Source organism: Pseudomonas sp. Z003-0.4C(8344-21), from assembly GCF_900104975.1.
Lineage (GTDB): Bacteria > Pseudomonadota > Gammaproteobacteria > Pseudomonadales > Pseudomonadaceae > Aquipseudomonas > Aquipseudomonas granadensis.
In genome coordinates this window covers 1,771,438-1,790,471 of record NZ_LT629756.1, presented here as the reverse complement: position 1 = coordinate 1,790,471, position 19,034 = coordinate 1,771,438, and the positions used below count along the sequence as shown (strand labels likewise).

Below are 19,034 nucleotides of genomic sequence, written 5' to 3'. Positions count from 1 at the left end.
GAATCCGTGAACTCGGGCCAACAACCTCTACTGACACACCATGGTCCTTTGCAGGCGTGAGCCTGCTCGCGATGGCGGTGTGTCAAACAAATTAATGGCGACTGACACTCTGCTATCGCGAGCAGGCGAAGGCCTGCAAGTTAGAGCGGTGTAGCGGGTTAAAGGGTCAGGATCATCTCGTGCCACGCCATGCCGCCGTGGTCGGACTCCGACGGTTTGATATAGGCAAACCCAAACCCGGCATACAGCGGGATGTGTTGCTCCTTGCACATCAGATGAATCGTCGCTTTATCCATCCCACGCATGCGTTCGATGAACTCGGCCAGCAAGCGCTTGGCCAACCCTTGGCCCTGATAATCCGGGTGCACAACCACCGACATGATCACCACGTTCGGCCCTTTTGGGTCGTGGCCGATCAGTTCCTTGAACGCTTCGTCGGACATCTGCACATCGAACGCCGCGCCAGAATTGACGAAACCGGCCACCTCGCCATCCACCTCGGCGACGATAAAACCTTCCGGCCAGGTGGCGATGCGCGTGCCGATCTTCTCGCGGGTCGCGGCTTCGTCGCCTTCGTAGGCAACGGTTTCGATGGCGTAGCAGCGGTCCAGATCGGCGGCGGTGACGTTACGGATGACGGTGTTCATGGCAACTCGAAATCATTGGAATTGAGGCCGCCAAGCATAAAGCAGATCAACCGGGGCGGACATGATCCGCCTCGATGGGTAGCTCTCAGGGTTTGAGTGGCAACCAGATTTCCAGCGTACCGGTGCGCAGTTTCGGATTGAAATCTGCGCTGTAACGCTCGAATTCCGGGGCATCTGCTGCTTCACGGCCCGATTGCGGCAGCCAAGTGTTCCAGATGTACTGAAACGTCTCCGGCAGTTGCTCCAATGGCCCTTTGTGTTCAAAGACCGCGTAATGCTGCGGCTGAATTTCAACCCAACGGTACTTCTCCGGCAGCTCATCAAGCTTGTCGATCTGCACACCAGCGATGTACTCGAAGCCGCCCTCGCCGTCCGCATTGCAGCAGACGCCGTAGGTCACTTCATTAACCTGCGCGGGAATTTTTCCCAGGTGCGGAATGAGTTTTTCCCACAACGCCGGGATGTCTTCGGTGGAATCCTGGGTAAACCGTCCGCCGAATCCAGCGATCAGCAGAAACGCCCCGTGTTCGAAGCGAGGTTCTGCCACTTCGACGCGTGTTTGCTCATCCATGACACGACTCCTTGCTACACAAAAGTGGGTTCGGCTGGGAGTATAGAAAGCCCGAACCGTTTCGCACGATCATAGCGTGTGCAACTGCTCGGCGGCGCCCGAACCGACAAATTCGTTATAGCCGGAAAGGATCACGTAGACCGCGAAATAGCAGAAGATCGCCGCCGATGCCAAGTAGGAATAGCGCAACAGCTTGTCGCCCAGCAGCTTGCCACCGTGACTGGCGGCGAAGCACAGACCGGCCGACCACAGCAGCCCCGCGCAGAGGAACCCGCCGAGAAACAGCGCCGAGCTGAGCGCACCGCCGCCTCCGGAACGGGCGATCAATGTGCCGCCAACCGCCGCAAACCAGAGAATCGCACTCGGCGACGACATCGCGAGAAAGATCCCCCGGAAAAACTCCTTGCGATGGGAGTTCTGCCCTACTTCTGCCGTGGCCGCCAACTGCGCTTCATGGTGAATCGCCGAGTAAATCATCTTCGCCGCGAAATAGATCAACAGCGCCGAACCACCGATCCACAACACCCAGCGCACCGTTTCGTATTGCAGCAAAACGGTCATCCCGGCCAGCGCCAGCACCGCATAAATCAGGTCGCCGACGCAGGTGCCGAGGCCCAGCGCAAATCCCTGAAAATAGCCGCGTTGCATGGCCAGGGTGATCATTGCGATATTGGCCACGCCGATGTCCAGGCACAGCGAAAGGCTCAGCAAGAAGCCGCTGGTGAATTCCATTGACCGATTTCCTTCGGAAAAAAATGTTTACAAACAGGCTGGACAGTATGCCATCAGCACCCTTATCGTCCGCCACAGGTCACCGCAGTGACCAGCGTCGCTCGGACGGTTCCGGGCGCTTACGTTATCCGAGGCAACAATGGCCGAACAAGGTTCGCCGCGCCGCTTTGCGCGCATAGATCGACTCCCCCCGTACGTTTTCAACATCACCGCCGAGCTGAAGATGGCTGCCAGGCGTCGTGGTGAAGACATCATCGACTTGAGCATGGGCAACCCCGACGGCGCCACGCCGCCGCACATCGTCGAAAAACTCGTGCAAGTCGCCCAACGCGAAGACACCCACGGTTACTCGACCTCCAAAGGCATTCCGCGCCTGCGCCGGGCGATTTCCAACTGGTACAAGCAACGCTACGAAGTCGATATCGACCCGGAAAGCGAAGCCATCGTCACCATTGGCTCCAAGGAAGGCCTGGCGCATCTGATGCTGGCGACCCTGGATCAGGGCGACACCGTGCTGGTGCCGAACCCGAGCTACCCGATTCACATTTACGGCGCGGTGATTGCCGGTGCCCAGGTGCGTTCGGTGCCGCTGGTGCCGGGCGTGGATTTCTTCGACGAACTGGAGCGAGCGATTCGCGGCTCGATCCCCAAGCCGAAAATGATGATTCTCGGCTTCCCGTCGAACCCGACCGCGCAGTGCGTGGAGCTGGATTTCTTCGAACGGGTGATCGCCCTCGCCAAGCAGTACGACGTGCTGGTGATCCACGATCTGGCCTACGCCGACATCGTCTACGACGGCTGGAAAGCCCCGTCGATCATGCAGGTACCGGGGGCCAAGGACATTGCCGTGGAGTTCTTCACCCTGTCCAAGAGTTACAACATGGCCGGTTGGCGCATCGGTTTCATGGTCGGCAACCCGGAACTGGTCAACGCTCTGGCACGGATCAAGAGCTACCACGACTACGGCACGTTCACCCCGCTGCAAGTCGCGGCGATTGCTGCGCTGGAAGGTGATCAGCAGTGCGTGCGTGATATTGCCGAGCAGTATCGCCAGCGCCGCAACGTGCTGGTCAAGGGCCTGCATGAGCTGGGCTGGATGGTCGAGAATCCGAAGGCATCGATGTACGTCTGGGCGAAAATCCCCGAGGCGTATGCGCATCTGGGTTCGCTGGAATTCGCCAAGAAACTGCTCGCCGAGGCCAAGGTCTGCGTCTCGCCGGGGGTGGGGTTTGGCGAGTATGGCGATGATCACGTGCGCTTCGCGCTGATTGAAAACCAGGACCGCATCCGCCAGGCGGTGCGCGGGATTCGCGGGATGTTCCGCGCGGATGGCTTAGTCGCAAAAACTGGCGGCTAACGCAAGACCTGTAGGAGTGAGCCTGCTCGCGATAGCGGTGTGTCAGTCACCGTAAATGGCACTGACACACCGCTATCGCGAGCAGGCTCACTCCTACAAGGGAATGTGTCCGGCTTCTAAATTTCAGGCACAAAAAAACCGCATCGCTGCGGTTTTTTTGTGCCTGCAAGAAGCTGTTTAAACGAACAGCGACAACAGCAAAATAAAGCCCAGGCCGACCACCGACAGGATGGTTTCCATCGCGGTCCAGGTCTTGAAGGTTTCGGCCACGGTCATGTTGAAGTACTGCTTGACCAGCCAGAACCCGGCGTCGTTGACGTGCGACAGGATCAACGAACCAGCGCCGGTGGCGAGCACCAGCAACTCACGGTTGACGCCCGGAATCATCCCCACCACCGGCACCACAATGCCGGCACCAGTGATGGTCGCCACGGTCGCCGAACCGGTAGCGATACGGATCACCGCCGCCACCAGCCACGCCAGCAGGATCGGCGAGATTTGCGCGCTGACCGCCATGTGACCGATCACGTCGCCCACGCCGCTGGTCACCAGCATCTGCTTGAAGCCGCCGCCGGCACCGATGATCAGAATGATCGCGGCGGTTGGCGCCAGGCTCGCATCCAGCCACTTGAGCATCTGGTTGGAACCGATGCCCTGCTTGTAGCCGAAGGTGTACAGCGACAGCAGCAACGCCAGCAGCAGCGCCGAGATCGGGTGGCCGATCATGTCCATCCAGGTGCGGAAGAAGTTGCCGTCCGGCAGCGCCACATCAGCGAAGGTTTTCAGTAGCATCAGGAACACCGGCAGCAGCACGGTGACCAGGGTGATGCCGAAGCTTGGCAGATCGGTCGAGTCGTTTTCGCGGGCCAGTTGATCGACCAGTTCCTGATTCGGGTGACCGGGAATGTGCTTGGCGATGAACGTACCGAAGATCGGACCGGCGATGATCGCGGTCGGCAGCGCGACGATCAGACCGTAGAGAATGGTCTTGCCGATGTCAGCGCCGAACACGCCGATGGCCAGCAGCGGACCCGGATGTGGTGGCACCAGACCGTGTACAGCGGACAGGCCGGCGAGCAGCGGGATACCGATCTTGATGATCGACACACCGGTGCGACGCGCCACGATGAACACCAGCGGAATCAGCAGTACGAAGCCGATTTCGAAGAACAGCGGGATGCCGACCAGAAACGCGGCGAACATCATCGCCCACTGGACCTTGTCCTTGCCGAACGCGCGAATCAGGGTCTGGGCAATCTGATCCGCCCCGCCCGATTCGGCCATCATTTTGCCGAGCATGGTGCCCAGCGCCAGAATGATGCCGACGAAACCGAGCACGCCACCGAAGCCGTCCTGGAACGCCTTGATGATGGTGCCGATCGGCATGCCCGAGGTCAGGCCGAGGAACGCGGCCGCAATGGTCAGGGCGATAAAGGGGTGAATCTTGAATTTGGTGATCAGGATAATCAGACCGATTACCGTGACCACTGCATCGAGCAGCAGGAACGTCTCGTGGGACATGCCGAACATTGGGGGTGTCTCCTGGATTGTTGTTGTTATTAAAGCGGGTTGAACAGAAGTCGGGAGGACAGCGCTGTCTTTTTCGACATACTCATACCGCCTGTTTCAGACCGTGGGCCTGCCACCAGACGTGAGCCTGCAGTGCCAGCTCTTCAACGCTGTGTACCGAGGCGTTGAGCGCCAGGGTCAGCGGCTCGCCCTTGGGCGATTCGAGGGTGGCAAACTGGCTTTCGATGAGCGTGGCCGGCATGAAATGGCCCGGACGGTGCGAGACACGTTCGGCGGCGACTTCAGGGGTCAGTTCCAGGAACACGAAGCCCAGTCCTGGCAAGGCGCTGCGCAGGCGTTCGCGATAGATATGTTTAAGGGCCGAGCAGGTCAGCACCGGGCGTTTGCCCGACGCATCGACGCGACGCAGTTCATCGCACAGGCTGTCGAGCCAGCCGGCACGGTCGTCGTCGTTCAGGGGGATCCCCGCGCTCATCTTTTCGATGTTCGCGGCCGGATGAAAAGTATCGCCTTCAATGGCAGTGGCGCCGCTCAAATGGCACAGGGCCTCGCTGACGCACGTCTTGCCGCAACCGGCAACGCCCATGATGACCAGGGCGGTGATGGGATGACTCATATAACACCTCAGCGCGCAGACAGCGCTACCTTTGCTAGCTATGACTCTAGTGCACAGGCAGAAGTTGCCGACGCCTTCTTGTCGTTTTTTTGGGTTGCAGCAGGTTCGTTCCCAACGCCAAAGGGCCGAGATCAGGCAGGACCTCGCTCACGCATTTGCAGCTGCATCAGGACAGCGCTACCTTAGTGCCTTGATTTTTGTTTGGCAAGCCGCCCGATGACCTCCCCCAAGAACGATAAAAATACCCGCACCACCGGCCGTCCCACCCTTAATGAAGTTGCCCGCCTGGCCGGCGTCAGCCCGATTACCGCCTCCCGTGCCCTGCGCGGCGTCAGTACTGTGGCCACCGAACTGGTGGAAAAAGTGCAGAAAGCCGCGCTCGAACTCAACTACGTGGTCAACCCGGCCGCCCGTGCGCTGGCCTCGGCGCAGAGCCATTCGGTCGTCGTGCTGGTACCGTCACTGTCCAACCTGCTGTTCATCGACACGCTGGAAGCCATTCATCGGGTGCTGACGCCCAAGGGCTTCGAAGTGCTGATCGGCAACTTCCATTACTCGCGCGATGAAGAAGAAAACCTGCTGCGCAACTACATGGCCTATCAGCCGCGCGGCTTTCTGCTGACCGGTTTTGATCGCACGGAAAGTTCGCGGCGGATGATCGAAGTCAGCAACATTCCCTGCGTGTACATGATGGAGCTGGACAGTGCTGCCGGAGTGAATTGCGTGGGTTTTTCGCAGCTGAGCGCTGGGGAAACCGCCGCCGAACATCTTCTATCTCGCGGACGCAAACGCCTCGCCTACATCGGCGCACAACTCGATCAGCGCACCCTGCTGCGCGGTGAGGGCTTTCGCCGGGCGTTGCAGAAGGCCGGCCGGTACGACCCGGATCTGGAAGTGCTGACGCCGCGATCTTCATCGGTGGGCTTGGGCGGCGAGTTGTTTCTGCAACTGCTGGCGGCGCATCCGGATGTTGATGCGATTTTCTTTGGCAACGATGACCTGGCTCAGGGTGCGCTGCTGGAAGCCCTGCGCATCGGCATCAAGATTCCCGAACAGGTGGCGATTCTGGGTTTCAACGATTTGCCGATGTCCGAACACATGGTGCCGCGCCTGAGCAGCATCAACACCCCGCGTGAGGCGATCGGCCGGCGCGCGGCAGAGCAGATGCTGACATTGATGGCGGGGAACAAGGTGGCGCGGCCGATGGAAGACATGGGCTTTGAGCTGAAGATTCGCGAAAGTACCTGACCCGCAAAAATCCAGAGTTGAAACACAAATCCCTGCAGGAGTCAGCCTGCTCGCGATAGCGGTGTGTCAACCACATACGTGTCACTGATACACCGCTATCGCGAGCAGGCTCACTCCTGCAAAGGATCTCCACCCACTTCAGTGGCTGAGTTGGTCGACCAAGGCCAACGCGCCCTTCTGCAACGGCTGGCTCTTGAGCCACACCGCATGCACCGGCATCACCAGGCCGTTTTCGATGTTGCGGAAATTCAGCCGTTGCAAGCGCCCTGCGTCCAGTCGTGGCTGCACCACCGACAGCGGGAAATTGCCCCAGCCCAAACCCGCCTCGACCATGTCCATCGCCGCTTCCAGGCTGTCGGTGCGCCAATACGATTGCGCCACCAGCGGTCGCGTTTCGCTGATCGGCAGGTCACGGCTGGCAACGATGATCTGCCGCACCTGGACCAGATCTTCGAGAAACACATCCCGCCCCTGCAGCATCGGACTGTCCGCCGCCAGCGTGGCGATCATCCGTTCATTGCCGACAAACTGGAAACGCTCCAGCACGTTCATGCGCAACCCGGCGAACGCCAGGCACAGACCGACTCGACCACTGTGCAACATTGCCAGTACGTCATCCTGCGGCGCTGTCAGCACTTCGATGTCGAGTAACGGATAACGCTCGGCAATCACTTTTATCGCCGCGAGCAAACGGCGCCGGTCAATGTCCGCCACCACGCCCATCGACAACTTGCTCTCCAGCCCCAGCGACAACTCCACCGCATGCACCTGCAACTGTTTGAGCTGTTCGGCGATCAATCGCGCGTGCGGTACTAAAGACTGGGCCATCGCCGTGGGTTGCGGTTCGCGATGGCTGCGGTCGAACAACGAGTAACCGAGCTCGGCTTCGAGGTTGGCAATGCCCATGCTCACCGCCGACGGCACCCTGCCCAACTGCCGTGCGGCGGCGGAGAACGAGCCGCGCTCGATCACCGCGAGAAACAACTCGATGCTGTCGCTGTTGAAATTCAAATTTCGCACCTATCAATAAAACTGAAAGCTTCTGACTTTTTCTGTCAGCTCCATTGAAGCTATATTTCATCGCTTTCGCCAGCCCTGCTGGCCACTATCCAGCGAGAAAGAGGCAAATCTGCATGCAAGGCGTGAAACGCAAACTGGTCTACGTGTCGCTTTACGAAGTCATCGGCATGACCTTCTCCGCCCTCGGTCTGGCGCTGCTGTCCGGCACCTCGCCGGGGAGCACCGGGCCGCTGGCGGTGATCATCACCACCATCGCCGTGAGCTGGAATTTCATTTACGCCTCGCTGTTCGAGCGTTGGGAGAGTCGCCAGACCTCGCGCACCCGCACGGTGAAACGACGCATCGCCCATGCCGTGGGCTTTCAACTGACGTTGATCGTGTTTCTGATTCCGCTGATCGCGTGGTGGATGAACATCAGCCTGGTGCAGGCGTTTCTGCTGGATCTGGCGCTGATCATTTTCATCCCGTGCTACACGTTTGCCTTCAACTGGCTGTTCGACCGGGTGTTCGGTTTGCCCGCGTCAGCGTTGCCGGATTCGGCTACAGCGGCATAAATCGTTAATCGTAAGCGAATATTGCAAGAAAATAGCCGCTGGGCAGGGCTAAACGCCGATATTCACAATCCGCGAACTCCGATAGCAGGCTAAGCTTTTCCATCAAATAAAAAATGGATCTGCCCATGACTGCTCACGCCTTCGCCGCCGCGCCCAGCGACGGCATCGACCCGGTACGCGCCGCCGAGATTTCCGCCCGCATCGATCGCCTCCCCGCCGTGGCGACGATCTGGCGGCTGGTGGCGCTGTTGTCGATCGGGGGTTTCTTCGAACTCTACGATCTGTTCCAGACCGCCTACATCAGCCCCGGCCTGATCCGTGATGGCCTGTTTGCCACCGGCAATCAGGGCGTGTTTGGTTTTTCCGATCAGGCGGCGTTCGCCTCGGCGACGTTTCTCGGCCTGTTTCTCGGTGCCAGCCTGCTCAGTCCGTTGGCGGACCGGTTCGGTCGCCGGGCGATTTTCACTTTCGCGCTGATCTGGTACACGGTGGCGACGGTGCTGATGGGCATCCAGACCTCGGCGCTGGGCATCATCGGCATGCGTTTTCTGGTGGGTATCGGTCTGGGCATCGAGTTGGTGACCATCGACGCCTACCTCTCGGAACTGGTGCCCAAACGCATGCGCAGCTCGGCGTTTGCCTTTGCGTTTTTCGTGCAGTTCCTGTCGGTGCCGGCGGTGGCCTTGATGTCGTGGTGGCTGGTGCCGCAAGCGCCGTTCGGTATTTCCGGCTGGCGTTGGGTGGTGCTGGCCAGCGCGGTGTTTGCGCTGTTCATCTGGTGGCTGCGCAAACGCCTGCCAGAATCGCCGCGCTGGCTGGCGCAGCATGGTCGTTTCGACGAGGCCAACCGGATCCTCGACCACCTCGAAGCGCGCTGCGCAAAAGATCACGGCAAAGCGCTGGATGCGCCCGAAGCGGTGCCGGTGGATGTCGAAGGCAAGGGCCGTTTTGCTGATATCTGGCAACCACCGTATCGCCGCCGCGCGCTGATGCTGATCGTCTTTCACATTTTCCAGGCGATTGGCTTCTTCGGTTTCGGCAACTGGCTGCCGGCGCTGCTTTCAGGTCAAGGCGTGAGCGTCACCCACAGCCTGATGTACGCCTTCATCATCACCCTCGCCTACCCGCTCGGGCCGTTGTTGTTTGTGAAGTTCGCCAACCGCTTCGAGAACAAATGGCAGATCGTCGGCTCGGCCCTCGGCGCGATGACCTTCGGGACCCTGTTCGCCCTGCAGACCAGCGCCGTGGGGCTGATCTTCTGCGGGGTGATGATTACCTTCTGCAACGCCTGGCTGAGCTTCAGTTATCACTCGTACCAGAGCGAACTGTTCCCGACCAACATCCGCGCCCGCGCGGTCGGCTTCTGTTATTCGTTCAGCCGTTTGTCGACGGTGTTCAGCAGCTTGTTGATCGGCTTGTTTCTCGACAACTTCGGTACGCCCGGCGTGCTGGCGTTTATTGTTTGCAGCATGCTCATTGTGATGTTGACCATCGGGGGATTTGGACCGCGCACGCGTAATCTGGCGTTGGAAAATATTGCGCATCGCTGAAAGGCAACATTCCTGATCAGGCCGACAACAGGTGGGCAGAAGTGCTCATGACATGACTTGGATATTGAGGGCGAGATCCATGGACGCTCTATGACCGCCCGTCTGAATCGCATCCATTTCAGTGCCCACCTGTAATTTCTGACAGTAGACGAGAACCCACGCCCGACGAATGATGCGCAAGCGGCAACGACTGGTTTCCGCTTTCACTCAGATATATGGAGATATCCCATGACCAGCACCTTCGACGCCAAAATCAGCTCACCTGGCGCACCGGTTGTACCAGACTACAGCGCCACTGTAATAAAAGTCACACCCAACGCGCCTCCTGTTCCCACCACGGCTATTCAATCCAATAATGCTGCCAATATCCATTTAGGGCTTAGTTTTAAAAACAGTGGGCTAGCCAGCGGCTCGCATGACCTGACTTCGGATAATACAAGTGTCATATACAGTAATGGGGGTGAGACCGTTTTTCCCGGAATCTCGTCCGGACATATCGACATCGACAGCTCAGCGGGCACTTATAAGGGTAACTTCATCGCGGAGTGGAAAGATAAACATGGGAGGGAGTGGACGGTCGACAGTACCTTTGACATTACCGTTGTACCGACAAAATCAGCGAGCTGAGCAATAGAGCGTTGCAGCGTTTTGATATGACAACGCTCATTTCTCTGCGACCTTGCTCGCCAGAAATGAGCGTTGCCTAATGCAGTTCAGTTCAACTGCAACGTCTCATTGAACTGGCTGATCGCATCCACCACATGCCGCGAGCCCAGCTGAATTTCCAGAATCACTTCCCCTGCCTCGTTCGCCAGTTCCACCCCCAGCCCGGTGCGGCTCAGGCTCGATTGCATGCTTGAGACTGCGCTCAGCGACAGGTCGTGGTTCCTGCGCACCACGTCGACAATTTCCAGGGTGGCCTGACTGGTCCGCGCCGCGAGGCTGCGTACTTCGTCCGCGACTACCGCGAATCCACGGCCATGCTCGCCGGCGCGCGCAGCTTCGATGGCAGCATTGAGCGCCAGCAGGTTGGTCTGGTCGGCAATGCCGCGAATGGTCTGGACGATGGTGCCGATGATGCCCGACTGTTTGCTCACCGCATCGATACTCACCGCAGCTTCGTTGAGGTCACGGGAAATGTCCTGAATGATCTGCACGGTCTGCTGCACGACCTGCGAGCCTTTTTGCGCGCAGGCGTCGTTCTGTACCGACGTGCTGTGGGCCGATTCGGCGGCGCGCTGCAAGGTGGTCATCTGGCGGGTGATGTCGCTGGCAAACTTGACCACTTTGTACAAGCGGCCCTTGGCATCGAACAGCGGGTTGTACGAGGCTTCCAGATAAACCATGTGCCCGGACTTGTTCTTGCGCTCGAAGCGGTGCGAGTGATATTCGCCGCGATTGAGCGACGCCCAGAACGCCTTGTATTGCGCCGACCCGGATTCGCTGCGGTGACAGAACAGGCTGTGGTGCTGGCCGATAATCTCGTTGAGCGAATACTGCATGGTTTGCAGAAAGTTATCGTTGGCAGCGATGACATTGCCTTCGGGGGTGAACTCGATCACCGCCATCGAACGGCTGATCGCGGCCAGCATGGCCTCTTCTTCATGTTCCTCGTTGATGCGCGCGGTGATATCCGCAGCAACTTTAATCACGCTCTTCACTTCCTTGTCGGGGCCGAACACCGGCATGTAACTGGCTTCGAGCCAGATCTCCCGACCGCTCTTGTTCAAACGCAGAAACGTCCCGCTCAGGGGTTCGCCACGGGCCAGGTCGCGCCACAATCTGGCGTAATCCTCGCTGCGATAGTAGTTCTCTTCACAAAAGATCCGATGGTGTTTGCCGTGTACTTCCGCGGCGTTGTAGCCCATGGTCTTGCAGAAGTTGTCGTTGGCATCGAGAACGATGCCGTCAGGGCTGAACTCAATCATCGCCATTGAGCGGCTGATCGCGGCCAACTTGGCGTTGGTCTCGGTCAGCGCGCAACTGAAGCGCTCGATTTCCTGCAGGTCAGCCTTGTGATGTAGGTTGAACATGGTTGTATCACCTTCCGCGCGGTCTTTCGATTTGATGAAAGTTCTGGTCTTTCAAGATCCACCACTACGTTCCGTGGAACAGGCACACGCCTTCCTCCACGGGAGGAAGTTGTCAGGTGATAAATGATGATCAATCGGAGCGTCCATGCAGCGACGTTCTAATCAAGACATCCTTCTCTTGATAGCCCGCACGCGGGCCAGCCCTAACGCATTGAAGAACTTCCATGTCGGCGACGCTCCTTGTTGGTTCAGTGTCGGTGCCTTGGGTTGCGCACTCTGGCAGCATGAATCACGGGCCAACGATGCCTGTCAGTCGGGTTTTGACATGACGGTCGACATGGTTAGTTACAAGGAGCATAGCCAGCGCCGGGCGCAGCGCAAGGCCACTAGTCAGCCAGTATCTGGCATTTTTTGCACAAGAATCGGTTCAGCGCGCGGAGAAATGTCATCGGGACTGACGCTTTCGCGAGCAAGCGCGCTGCCAAATCAGAATACGTCTCGCCTGGGAGAGCGAGCCTGCTCGCGAAACGCTTGAGAAGCGCTACAGAAAACAACAGAAACGACTTACAGGCTTCCAGTCACCTTGGTCGCCACATCGGCAGGTACCCACGGCTGCCAGACCTGCGGTTGATCACGCAGGAACGCCTCGGCCACCGCGCGCGGCTGCAAGCGTTTTTCGCTCATGCCTGCCAGTGTCTGGTTAAGCAGATCAATCGGCAGGTCGACCTTTTCAAAGAAGGTCACCAGTTGCGGGTACTGTTGCTTGAACGGCGCCGAGACGCCGATCGCCAAACGTGCGGGCATCGAACGCGTGCCCTTGGGATTGGGGTTGTTCGCGTCAGCCAGGGTCTTCCAGGCTTCGGCGTCGAATGGCGGTTCTTCCAGTTTGACCAGTTTGAAGCGGCCGAGCAGCGGCGTCGGCGACCAGTAATAGAACAGCACGGGTTTGCCGCGCTTCACCGACGACGCCACTTCGGCATCCAGCGCCGCACCGGAACCGGTGCGGAAATTGACGAAGCTGTCGTTCAAGGCGTAGGCCTTGAGTTTCTGGCTGTTGACGATTTCCGAGGTCCAGCCGGTCGGGCTGTTGAGGAAGCGCCCGCGCGACGGATCTTCCGGGTCGCGGAACACATCCTTGTAACGCGGCAGATCCGCCACCGATTTCAAATCCGGTGCCAGCGCTTTGATCCCGCGCTGCGGATCGCCCTTGATCACATACTCCGGCACCCACCAGCCTTCGGTGGCACCTTTGACCGTATCGCCAAGGCCGAACACCTTGCCTTCGGCGGCAGCCTTGACCCACGCCGGACTGCGCCCGGCCCATTCTTCGCCGATCACCTGGATATCGTTTTTCGCCAGCGCAGCTTCAAGGCTGACGGTGCTGCCAGGCAGCGTGTCGGTCGGGTAGCCGTAGCCTTTCTCGACGATCAGGCGCAGCACTTCGGTGATGAAACTGCCGCTCTCCCAGGTGATATCGCCAAAGTGGATCGGTGCGGTTTTCTCCGCCGCCGCCAGTGTGCCGACACTCAGGCTCAGCGCCAGCAACAAACGGCCGAGCAGGGTTTTGATCGATCTCATGCGGACCTCAAGTCTGATAGTGATTGATTGGCACTGTGGCGATCGCACAGCGCTTGGGAACGGTTCATGTAAACACTCACCGATCGCTGGGAGACGCCCAGTTCGGCAGCGATTTGTGGGTAGGTCAGGCCATCGACGCGCGCGAGCAGGAAGGTCGTGCGCACTTTGGCCGGCAAGCGTTGCAAGCTGTGATCGAGACGAGCGAGGGCTTGCGTCAGTTGGGCCAGGTCTTCCGGCGACGCGACGCAAGCGCTGTCGCACTGCTGCTGATAGCGGCGCTCAAGTTGCGCACGCCGCCAGCGCTGATACAGCAGGCGCTGCGCGATGGTTGCAAGCAAGGCGCGCGGTTCGCGAATCGCCTTCAGCGCAGGGGCCTGGAGCAACTGCGCGAAGGTTTCCGCAGCGAGGTCTTCGCTGCTAGCGGCGTCAGGCGATTGCCGGCGCACATAGCTGCAGAGCCAGCCATAGTGAGCGCGAAACAGAATTTCGACGGTTTGGCGGTGGGCATTATCGGCGCCGGACATAGGGGCTCCTGGATGAGGGGTCGCTGAATGTCCGGTGTTCCGGTGGCGCGATCGTAGCAAGGCGCCTTATTCGTTAAAAAGACTTAAAACGAATTTTTATATTCCCTTTTGAATTAACGCAGTTGAGCGTACCCCAACGCCTCGGCCTCTCGCTGGTAGTCGAGCAGGATTTGATAATCGCTTTCGCTGGCCGGCAGAACCTCAGGCAACCCGAGTGTCTGCACCACCTCGGGCAGTTCGCGCAGTGCTTGATTCATGACTTCGCGCAATGTCTCAATGTGCTCGGGCGAGGCACTGCGCACAGTGATGAACGGCAACGTCGGACTGTCGGCACTGCGCGTCAGCACACGCAACCCGCGGACTTCTTCAGGCGCATATCGAGCGAGACAGGCAAAGGTGACGCTGTCGATCGCCGCCAGATCAGCGCGGCCCTCATGCACTTCGCGCAGACTGTCGCGATGCCCGCCACTGATACTCACCGAAGCAAAGAATCGTCCTTGTTGATGCAACGACGCCAGCCGCTGGCGAAACGAATTCATGCCGCTGTTGGAGACTTCGCTGTTGATCACCCCGCGACTGCCGCGAAACTCCGCCAGCGTCTGACGCGGCTCGTCGGCGCGGCAGACAATCAGGCTGCAGTGATTGCCAGCCGTGGCGTCGGGCAATTCGTAGCGCGGCCGACCGACAACGCGCACCTGTCCACGCAGTGAAGTCATCAGCGGATAGCCGCAGGTTTGCGTCAGCAGCAGATTCGCAGATAACCACAGTTCGGCTAAAGAGAGGTCATGCGCAGCGCGGCGCGAGTGGCCCAGATGTTCGAGGATGCGTGTGAGCCAGCGTTCATTGGCGGCGTGGATCGGCTCGGGGGCGGCGTACATACGCAGTTCGGCGTGGTGGGCCATATACATTTATCCATACAGAGAGAAAACCTGTGGGAGCACAGCTAGCTCGCACAGGGGTTATGAGTTCAGTGGAAAGGATGCCGCGGGCTGTCGATCGGCCTGAGACCATTTTGCCGCCACAACTGGCCGTAACCGTGCACGACAAACCCGCCACTGCGCGCGAGCCAACGCTCGCGCTGCGCGTAATACGCCTTGGGCAGGTCATACCACGCCAGCCCCGGCAAATCGTGATGCACCAGATGAAAATTAAGATTGAGGAACAGCCAGCGCCACGGCCAGGCGGCTTCGTTGAGTACCGTGCGCTGCTGCGGTTGCGCATGCGGGCGGTGTTCGTGGTAGGAGCGAATCATCGCGATCGACAACGCCGGCACGCTGATCAGCAGCAGGTAATGCCACACCGGGAGCACGCTGAAACGGGCAATGAAGGTGAGCATCAGCGCGGTGAGGAAGCCGTGGGTCAGCCACATCCGCCAGACTTGTCGATCGCCCGCCATCAAGCGTTGCCCCTGCTCTTTGGCCAGCGCCAGCAACGCCAGCGGCGCACCGATCAGAAAACGTCCGAGCACGGTCTTGTTCAGCCAGTGCACGCCGCGTTCGAACAAGGAACTGGCCTGCCAGTCGCCGTGAGTCAGGTAACGGCTCTCCGGGTCGAGGCCCGGTACGGTCAGGTCTTCGTCGCAGTGATGACGCAAATGGCTGTCGCGATACAGCGTGTACGGGTACCAAACGGCAAACGGCGCATAGCCGAGTAGCTTGTTCAAGCGCACCCATCGCGTCGGATGCCCGTGCAGCAATTCGTGTTGCAACGACAGCCACAACACCAGCAGCGGAATCAGCAGCAGCGTGCTGCCGGCCACGCCGAGCCATGCGCTGTTGCACAACACGGCGAACCAGGTGCCGTACACGCCGATCAGTAACAGCCAGGTCGGCCATTCGCTGCGGGCGGTAAAACGCTGGCGCAGGGTTTCGATTTGCGCGCGATGGCTGGCGTCAAAGTAATTCGGCATGGCGTTGCTCGGCTGTGATCTGTTCACTTCTGTGCAACGACAGCGTGCAATCTTGCAGATTATTTTCGGCGCATGGATGATCGGTGCCGGTGATCATTTGGCCGGTTTGCCCACGCTCTTTTATAATCGCCGCTTTGCCCAGCACAGCCCTGCCCATGCCCGATACCCATTACACCCTGCTCGACGCGTCGCTCTGGCCGTTGATGAACAAGTTCTACCGCAGCCACCAGTCCTCGATGAAAGCCGTGCGCGATGCACAGTTGTGGGTGGCCCGGCGCGGGGACATCGTCGCGGCGCTGTGCTTGCGCCCGGTGGCGGGCGGGCATTGGTTGACTGGCTTGCTGGTTGACCCGCAGTGCCGCGAACAGGGAATTGCCGCACAGCTGATCACGACGGCCACTCAAGCGGTGAGCGAGCCGGTGTGGCTGTTCTGTCATCCGGATTTGCGCGGGTTCTATGAGCGGCGTGGCTTCAGGTATGACCCGGCGCTGCCGCAGGCGATGGCGGAACGGTTGAGCCGGTATGCGCGGAGCAAGCCGATGATTGCGATGGGGCTCAATTCTTCGACCTCACATTGAAACCAATTGTGGGAGCGAGCCTGCTCGCGAAGGCGGTTTATCAGTCCCGAATGTGTGGGCCGATGCACCGTCTTCGCGAGCAGGCTCGCTCCCACAGGGATAATGCAGGAGCTGGATCAGTCGTCCGCGTTGGGATCAAGATCCGGAAACATCACTTCGGTAAAACCGAACTTGCTGAAATCGGTGATGCGCGACGGGTACAGCCGGCCGCTCAGATGGTCGCACTCATGCTGCACCACCCGCGCATGAAAGCCTGAGGCCACACGCACAATCGGCTCGCCCTTCGGATCGAAACCTTCATAGCGGATCTGCTGATAGCGATCCACCGCCCCACGTAAACCCGGTACCGACAGGCAACCTTCGAAGCCCTCTTCCGTGTATGGATTCAACGGTGTGATCAGCGGGTTGATCAGGATCGTCTGCGGCACCGCTTCGGCGTCCGGATAGCGCTCGCTGTGCTCGAAACCAAAGATCACCAGTTGCAGATCGACGCCGATCTGCGGCGCGGCCAGGCCGACGCCGCCGACGCTTTCCATGGTCTGGAACATGTCGTCGATCAGTTGCCACAGCTCGGCGCTGTTGAACATTTCCGGCGGTACCGGCGGGGCAATGCGCAGCAGGCGCTCGTCGCCCATTTTGAGGATTTCACGGATCATGGTCAGACTTCGTCAGTGTCCGGCTTGAGCGAATGATCGCGGCCCAGGCCTGAGACATGTTGTTTGGGATGTTCTTCTGGCTCGCCCGGGTCTTTCTCGCCCTTCTCCTTGCCTTCGCTGGACATGTGCTCGATCACCGCATTCATTTCCGCGCCGAGCAGCAGCACTGCGGCGGAAATGTAGAAATACAGCAACAGCACGATGATCGCCCCGATGCTGCCATACATCGCGTTGTAGTTGGCGAAGGTCTTTACGTAGAAGGCAAACCCCAACGACGCCAGGATCCACACCACCACGGCCAGCACCGAACCTGGGGTGATGAAGCGGAATTCCTGCTTGACGTCGGGCATGACGTAGTAGATCAACGCCACGGCGATCATCATCAGCACCACGATTACCGGCCAGCGCGCGATGGTCCAGATGGTCACGATGACTTCTTCCAGACCGACCTGGGCGGCGATCCAGCCCATCACCTGCGGCCCGAGTACCATCAATGCGGCGGCAATCAACAGCATGCCGGCAATGCCCACGGTGTAGACGATCGACAGCGGAAAGCGCTTCCAGATCGGCCGCCCCTCGACCACGTCGTATGCAGCGTTCATCGCGCTCATCATCAGGCGCACGCCAGCCGAGGCGGTGTACAGCGCGATGACGATACCGATTGAAAGCAGACCGCCCTTGGATTGCTGCAACTGGTCGATCACCGGGTTGACCTGCTCGAGCGCCTGCGGCGGCAAGACCAGTTCCGACTGCAGGCGCAACCAGGAAAAGAAATCAGGCAAGTGCAGGAAACCGATCAGCGCGATCAGGAACAGAATGAACGGGAACAGCGAGAACAGCATCTGGTAGGCCAGTGCCGAGGCATAGGTCGACATTTCGTCGTCGACGAATTCAGTGACCGTGCGCACCATCACCCGGTGCAGGGGCAGACCTTTCATGTTCGGGAAAATCATTCGCGTCTCCTTTCGCCGCAGTACAGGTTGAAGTCGTGGCGACTCAGGGGCCGTTTTTTACATCACGTTAGCCTGTTTGGCGATCTTCGTCGGCATCCGCAGGTTTTTTGATACAAAAACGGCCATCCTTGGATGGCCGCTCGTGTGATTCGTTCAAGGCTGGACTACGCCTTGTCGACGCCTTTCTTCACTGCGTCCTTGGTGTTGCCAACTGCCTGCTGGGCTTCGCCTTTTCTCTCCTGGACCTTGCCTTCGGCTTGCAATCTGGAGTTATCGGTAGCCTTGCCGACGCCTTGCTTGACGTTACCGACGGCTTCGTTGGCCATGCCTTTTACTTTGTCGCCTGTGCTACTCATGGTGTTTCTCCGTGACGCATAAGGGGAAGAAAAGTCAGTACGTAACGATTGACTGGCGCGTTTCCCTGCAAGTTTCAATTATTTGCCGCTCATTTCGTCGCGGCGCGCAGGTTGCGCTTTATGTTTGCCGGCGTTGCCTTGAGAATGCGCAGCTATGGGCGCCAGGCGCCAAAGACCGATACCGCAGGAATGTTATGAAACTCGATAAAACGCAAGCCATCGCCCGTCGCAACAAGGAACTGGGCGGCGCCGTGCTTGGCACCAACAACTGCCACTTCGCCGAACTGAACCGCAACCGCAATATCTGGTGGTTCGACCTGCCGGTGTCGCGTCTGGCGATCGGTCAGTACGAGTGGATTCACCTGCTGATGCACACCCCGGCGACCGACGAACTGCTGCACCTGAAAGTGCCGACGGTGTTTCTGCGCGAGAAGCTCGAAGGGCTGGTGATTCGCAACGAAGGCAAGCGCAAGGCGGCGTTGAGCCTGGAGCTGAGTGCGGACAAGGATTCGTATCTGCAGGACATGCGTCCGGCGGGGACCAATGTGAATTTTGCGCCGTTTCGTCAGTGATCTCCGTGGTGCCGCCCTTTCCCCTCACCCTAGCCCTCTCCCCCAGGAGA

General features: G+C 59.3%; 20 protein-coding genes and 2 pseudogenes. 7 read left to right on the top strand and 15 right to left on the bottom strand.

Annotated features, from left to right (window positions below; all coding sequences use genetic code 11):
• Window positions 1-158: 158 nt before the first annotated feature.
• The 3 genes from BLU24_RS08265 to BLU24_RS08255 all read right to left on the bottom strand — a co-directional run bounded on the left by BLU24_RS08265 (window position 159) and on the right by BLU24_RS08255 (window position 1,950).
• Entirely contained in the window at window positions 159-647 is a 489-nt protein-coding gene (locus BLU24_RS08265; protein WP_093099128.1) for a GNAT family N-acetyltransferase, read from the bottom strand.
• Window positions 648-732: 85 nt separating this feature from the next.
• The gene (locus tag BLU24_RS08260; protein ID WP_093099125.1) at window positions 733-1,218 is read right to left on the bottom strand and encodes a GyrI-like domain-containing protein; all 486 of its coding nucleotides are present in this window, start codon (window positions 1,216-1,218) and stop codon (window positions 733-735) included.
• Between the two features lie 69 nt (window positions 1,219-1,287).
• Window positions 1,288-1,950 (bottom strand): LysE family translocator, encoded by a 663-nt coding sequence (locus BLU24_RS08255; protein ID WP_093099122.1) that lies wholly within the window; start codon window positions 1,948-1,950, stop codon window positions 1,288-1,290.
• A gap of 139 nt (window positions 1,951-2,089) precedes the next feature.
• Here BLU24_RS08255 and alaC point away from each other — a divergent pair, with 139 nt between their 5' ends.
• A complete protein-coding gene (gene alaC, locus BLU24_RS08250; protein ID WP_093099119.1) occupies window positions 2,090-3,307 on the top strand; it encodes an alanine transaminase in 1,218 nt (405 codons plus the stop codon).
• A gap of 177 nt (window positions 3,308-3,484) precedes the next feature.
• Here alaC and BLU24_RS08245 read toward each other — a convergent pair whose 3' ends face one another.
• On the bottom strand, window positions 3,485-4,837 hold the full coding sequence (locus tag BLU24_RS08245) for a GntP family permease (protein WP_093099116.1): 1,353 nt from the start codon (window positions 4,835-4,837) through the stop codon (window positions 3,485-3,487).
• An 82-nt stretch (window positions 4,838-4,919) separates the two neighbouring features.
• Window positions 4,920-5,453: a gluconokinase gene (locus tag BLU24_RS08240; protein ID WP_093099113.1), complete on the bottom strand. Its 534-nt coding sequence runs from the start codon at window positions 5,451-5,453 to the stop codon at window positions 4,920-4,922.
• A 216-nt stretch (window positions 5,454-5,669) separates the two neighbouring features.
• Between BLU24_RS08240 and BLU24_RS08235 the strand changes: the two genes are divergently transcribed.
• A complete protein-coding gene (locus tag BLU24_RS08235; RefSeq protein WP_093099110.1) occupies window positions 5,670-6,701 on the top strand; it encodes a LacI family DNA-binding transcriptional regulator in 1,032 nt (343 codons plus the stop codon).
• Between the two features lie 138 nt (window positions 6,702-6,839).
• Here BLU24_RS08235 and BLU24_RS08230 read toward each other — a convergent pair whose 3' ends face one another.
• Window positions 6,840-7,712, bottom strand: coding sequence for a LysR family transcriptional regulator (locus BLU24_RS08230; RefSeq protein WP_093099107.1), 873 nt, complete (start codon window positions 7,710-7,712; stop codon window positions 6,840-6,842).
• Window positions 7,713-7,834: 122 nt separating this feature from the next.
• Between BLU24_RS08230 and BLU24_RS08225 the strand changes: the two genes are divergently transcribed.
• The 3 genes from BLU24_RS08225 to BLU24_RS08215 all read left to right on the top strand — a co-directional run bounded on the left by BLU24_RS08225 (window position 7,835) and on the right by BLU24_RS08215 (window position 10,452).
• Window positions 7,835-8,275, top strand: a complete 441-nt coding sequence (locus tag BLU24_RS08225; RefSeq protein WP_093099104.1) for a PACE efflux transporter — start codon at window positions 7,835-7,837, stop codon at window positions 8,273-8,275.
• Between the two features lie 125 nt (window positions 8,276-8,400).
• A complete protein-coding gene (locus BLU24_RS08220; RefSeq protein WP_093099101.1) occupies window positions 8,401-9,825 on the top strand; it encodes an MFS transporter in 1,425 nt (474 codons plus the stop codon).
• A 228-nt stretch (window positions 9,826-10,053) separates the two neighbouring features.
• A complete protein-coding gene (locus BLU24_RS08215) occupies window positions 10,054-10,452 on the top strand; it encodes a hypothetical protein (protein ID WP_093099098.1) in 399 nt (132 codons plus the stop codon).
• A gap of 86 nt (window positions 10,453-10,538) precedes the next feature.
• On the opposite strand, the pseudogene BLU24_RS28185 reads toward BLU24_RS08215, so the two are convergent.
• The 6 genes and pseudogenes from BLU24_RS28185 to BLU24_RS08185 form a co-directional block, all read right to left on the bottom strand.
• Window positions 10,539-10,970 (bottom strand): annotated as a pseudogene (locus tag BLU24_RS28185) (methyl-accepting chemotaxis protein); the annotation flags it as partial.
• Window positions 10,971-11,129: 159 nt separating this feature from the next.
• Window positions 11,130-11,753, bottom strand: a pseudogene (locus tag BLU24_RS28180) (PAS domain-containing protein); the annotation flags it as partial.
• A gap of 669 nt (window positions 11,754-12,422) precedes the next feature.
• Complete coding sequence (locus BLU24_RS08200; RefSeq protein ID WP_093099093.1) at window positions 12,423-13,436, bottom strand: ABC transporter substrate-binding protein; 1,014 nt, start codon at window positions 13,434-13,436, stop codon at window positions 12,423-12,425.
• The gene (locus BLU24_RS08195; RefSeq protein WP_093099090.1) at window positions 13,433-13,960 is read right to left on the bottom strand and encodes a sigma-70 family RNA polymerase sigma factor; all 528 of its coding nucleotides are present in this window, start codon (window positions 13,958-13,960) and stop codon (window positions 13,433-13,435) included. Before BLU24_RS08195 ends, BLU24_RS08200 begins: the two co-directional genes overlap by 4 nt.
• A 113-nt stretch (window positions 13,961-14,073) precedes the next feature.
• Window positions 14,074-14,862: a phosphate/phosphite/phosphonate ABC transporter substrate-binding protein gene (locus BLU24_RS08190; RefSeq protein ID WP_093099087.1), complete on the bottom strand. Its 789-nt coding sequence runs from the start codon at window positions 14,860-14,862 to the stop codon at window positions 14,074-14,076.
• Between the two features lie 65 nt (window positions 14,863-14,927).
• Window positions 14,928-15,869 carry a fatty acid desaturase gene (locus BLU24_RS08185; protein WP_093099084.1) on the bottom strand — a complete coding sequence of 314 codons (942 nt, stop codon included), beginning with the start codon at window positions 15,867-15,869 and terminating at the stop codon, window positions 14,928-14,930.
• Window positions 15,870-16,024: 155 nt separating this feature from the next.
• On the opposite strand from BLU24_RS08185, the gene BLU24_RS08180 reads away from it, so the two are divergent.
• On the top strand, window positions 16,025-16,447 hold the full coding sequence (locus BLU24_RS08180) for a GNAT family N-acetyltransferase (RefSeq protein WP_093099081.1): 423 nt from the start codon (window positions 16,025-16,027) through the stop codon (window positions 16,445-16,447).
• Between the two features lie 116 nt (window positions 16,448-16,563).
• Here the strand turns inward: BLU24_RS08180 and def are convergent, their stop codons facing one another.
• From def to BLU24_RS08165, 3 genes are all read right to left on the bottom strand, one after another.
• A complete protein-coding gene (gene def / locus BLU24_RS08175; RefSeq protein ID WP_093099078.1) occupies window positions 16,564-17,103 on the bottom strand; it encodes a peptide deformylase in 540 nt (179 codons plus the stop codon).
• 2 nt (window positions 17,104-17,105) lie between these two features.
• Window positions 17,106-18,056: a YihY/virulence factor BrkB family protein gene (locus BLU24_RS08170; protein ID WP_090285518.1), complete on the bottom strand. Its 951-nt coding sequence runs from the start codon at window positions 18,054-18,056 to the stop codon at window positions 17,106-17,108.
• A gap of 164 nt (window positions 18,057-18,220) precedes the next feature.
• Entirely contained in the window at window positions 18,221-18,412 is a 192-nt protein-coding gene (locus BLU24_RS08165) for a CsbD family protein (protein WP_090285520.1), read from the bottom strand.
• A gap of 194 nt (window positions 18,413-18,606) precedes the next feature.
• Between BLU24_RS08165 and BLU24_RS08160 the strand changes: the two genes are divergently transcribed.
• Window positions 18,607-18,984, top strand: coding sequence for a hypothetical protein (locus tag BLU24_RS08160; RefSeq protein WP_007917843.1), 378 nt, complete (start codon window positions 18,607-18,609; stop codon window positions 18,982-18,984).
• Window positions 18,985-19,034: the final 50 nt, after the last annotated feature.

Coding starts and splice junctions, on each gene's coding strand:
- BLU24_RS08165 (WP_090285520.1), bottom strand. CDS start 18,412: ATGAGTAGCACAGGCGACAAAGTAAAAGGCATGGCCAACGAAGCCGTC.
- BLU24_RS08190 (WP_093099087.1), bottom strand. CDS start 14,862: ATGGCCCACCACGCCGAACTGCGTATGTACGCCGCCCCCGAGCCGATC.
- BLU24_RS08180 (WP_093099081.1), top strand. CDS start 16,025: ATGCCCGATACCCATTACACCCTGCTCGACGCGTCGCTCTGGCCGTTG.
- BLU24_RS08240 (WP_093099113.1), bottom strand. CDS start 5,453: ATGAGTCATCCCATCACCGCCCTGGTCATCATGGGCGTTGCCGGTTGC.
- BLU24_RS08225 (WP_093099104.1), top strand. CDS start 7,835: ATGCAAGGCGTGAAACGCAAACTGGTCTACGTGTCGCTTTACGAAGTC.
- BLU24_RS08160 (WP_007917843.1), top strand. CDS start 18,607: ATGAAACTCGATAAAACGCAAGCCATCGCCCGTCGCAACAAGGAACTG.
- BLU24_RS08245 (WP_093099116.1), bottom strand. CDS start 4,837: ATGTTCGGCATGTCCCACGAGACGTTCCTGCTGCTCGATGCAGTGGTC.
- BLU24_RS08185 (WP_093099084.1), bottom strand. CDS start 15,869: ATGCCGAATTACTTTGACGCCAGCCATCGCGCGCAAATCGAAACCCTG.
- BLU24_RS08255 (WP_093099122.1), bottom strand. CDS start 1,950: ATGGAATTCACCAGCGGCTTCTTGCTGAGCCTTTCGCTGTGCCTGGAC.
- BLU24_RS08235 (WP_093099110.1), top strand. CDS start 5,670: ATGACCTCCCCCAAGAACGATAAAAATACCCGCACCACCGGCCGTCCC.
- BLU24_RS08170 (WP_090285518.1), bottom strand. CDS start 18,056: ATGATTTTCCCGAACATGAAAGGTCTGCCCCTGCACCGGGTGATGGTG.
- BLU24_RS08195 (WP_093099090.1), bottom strand. CDS start 13,960: ATGTCCGGCGCCGATAATGCCCACCGCCAAACCGTCGAAATTCTGTTT.
- BLU24_RS08200 (WP_093099093.1), bottom strand. CDS start 13,436: ATGAGATCGATCAAAACCCTGCTCGGCCGTTTGTTGCTGGCGCTGAGC.
- alaC (WP_093099119.1), top strand. CDS start 2,090: ATGGCCGAACAAGGTTCGCCGCGCCGCTTTGCGCGCATAGATCGACTC.
- BLU24_RS08220 (WP_093099101.1), top strand. CDS start 8,401: ATGACTGCTCACGCCTTCGCCGCCGCGCCCAGCGACGGCATCGACCCG.
- BLU24_RS08215 (WP_093099098.1), top strand. CDS start 10,054: ATGACCAGCACCTTCGACGCCAAAATCAGCTCACCTGGCGCACCGGTT.
- BLU24_RS08265 (WP_093099128.1), bottom strand. CDS start 647: ATGAACACCGTCATCCGTAACGTCACCGCCGCCGATCTGGACCGCTGC.
- def (WP_093099078.1), bottom strand. CDS start 17,103: ATGATCCGTGAAATCCTCAAAATGGGCGACGAGCGCCTGCTGCGCATT.
- BLU24_RS08260 (WP_093099125.1), bottom strand. CDS start 1,218: ATGGATGAGCAAACACGCGTCGAAGTGGCAGAACCTCGCTTCGAACAC.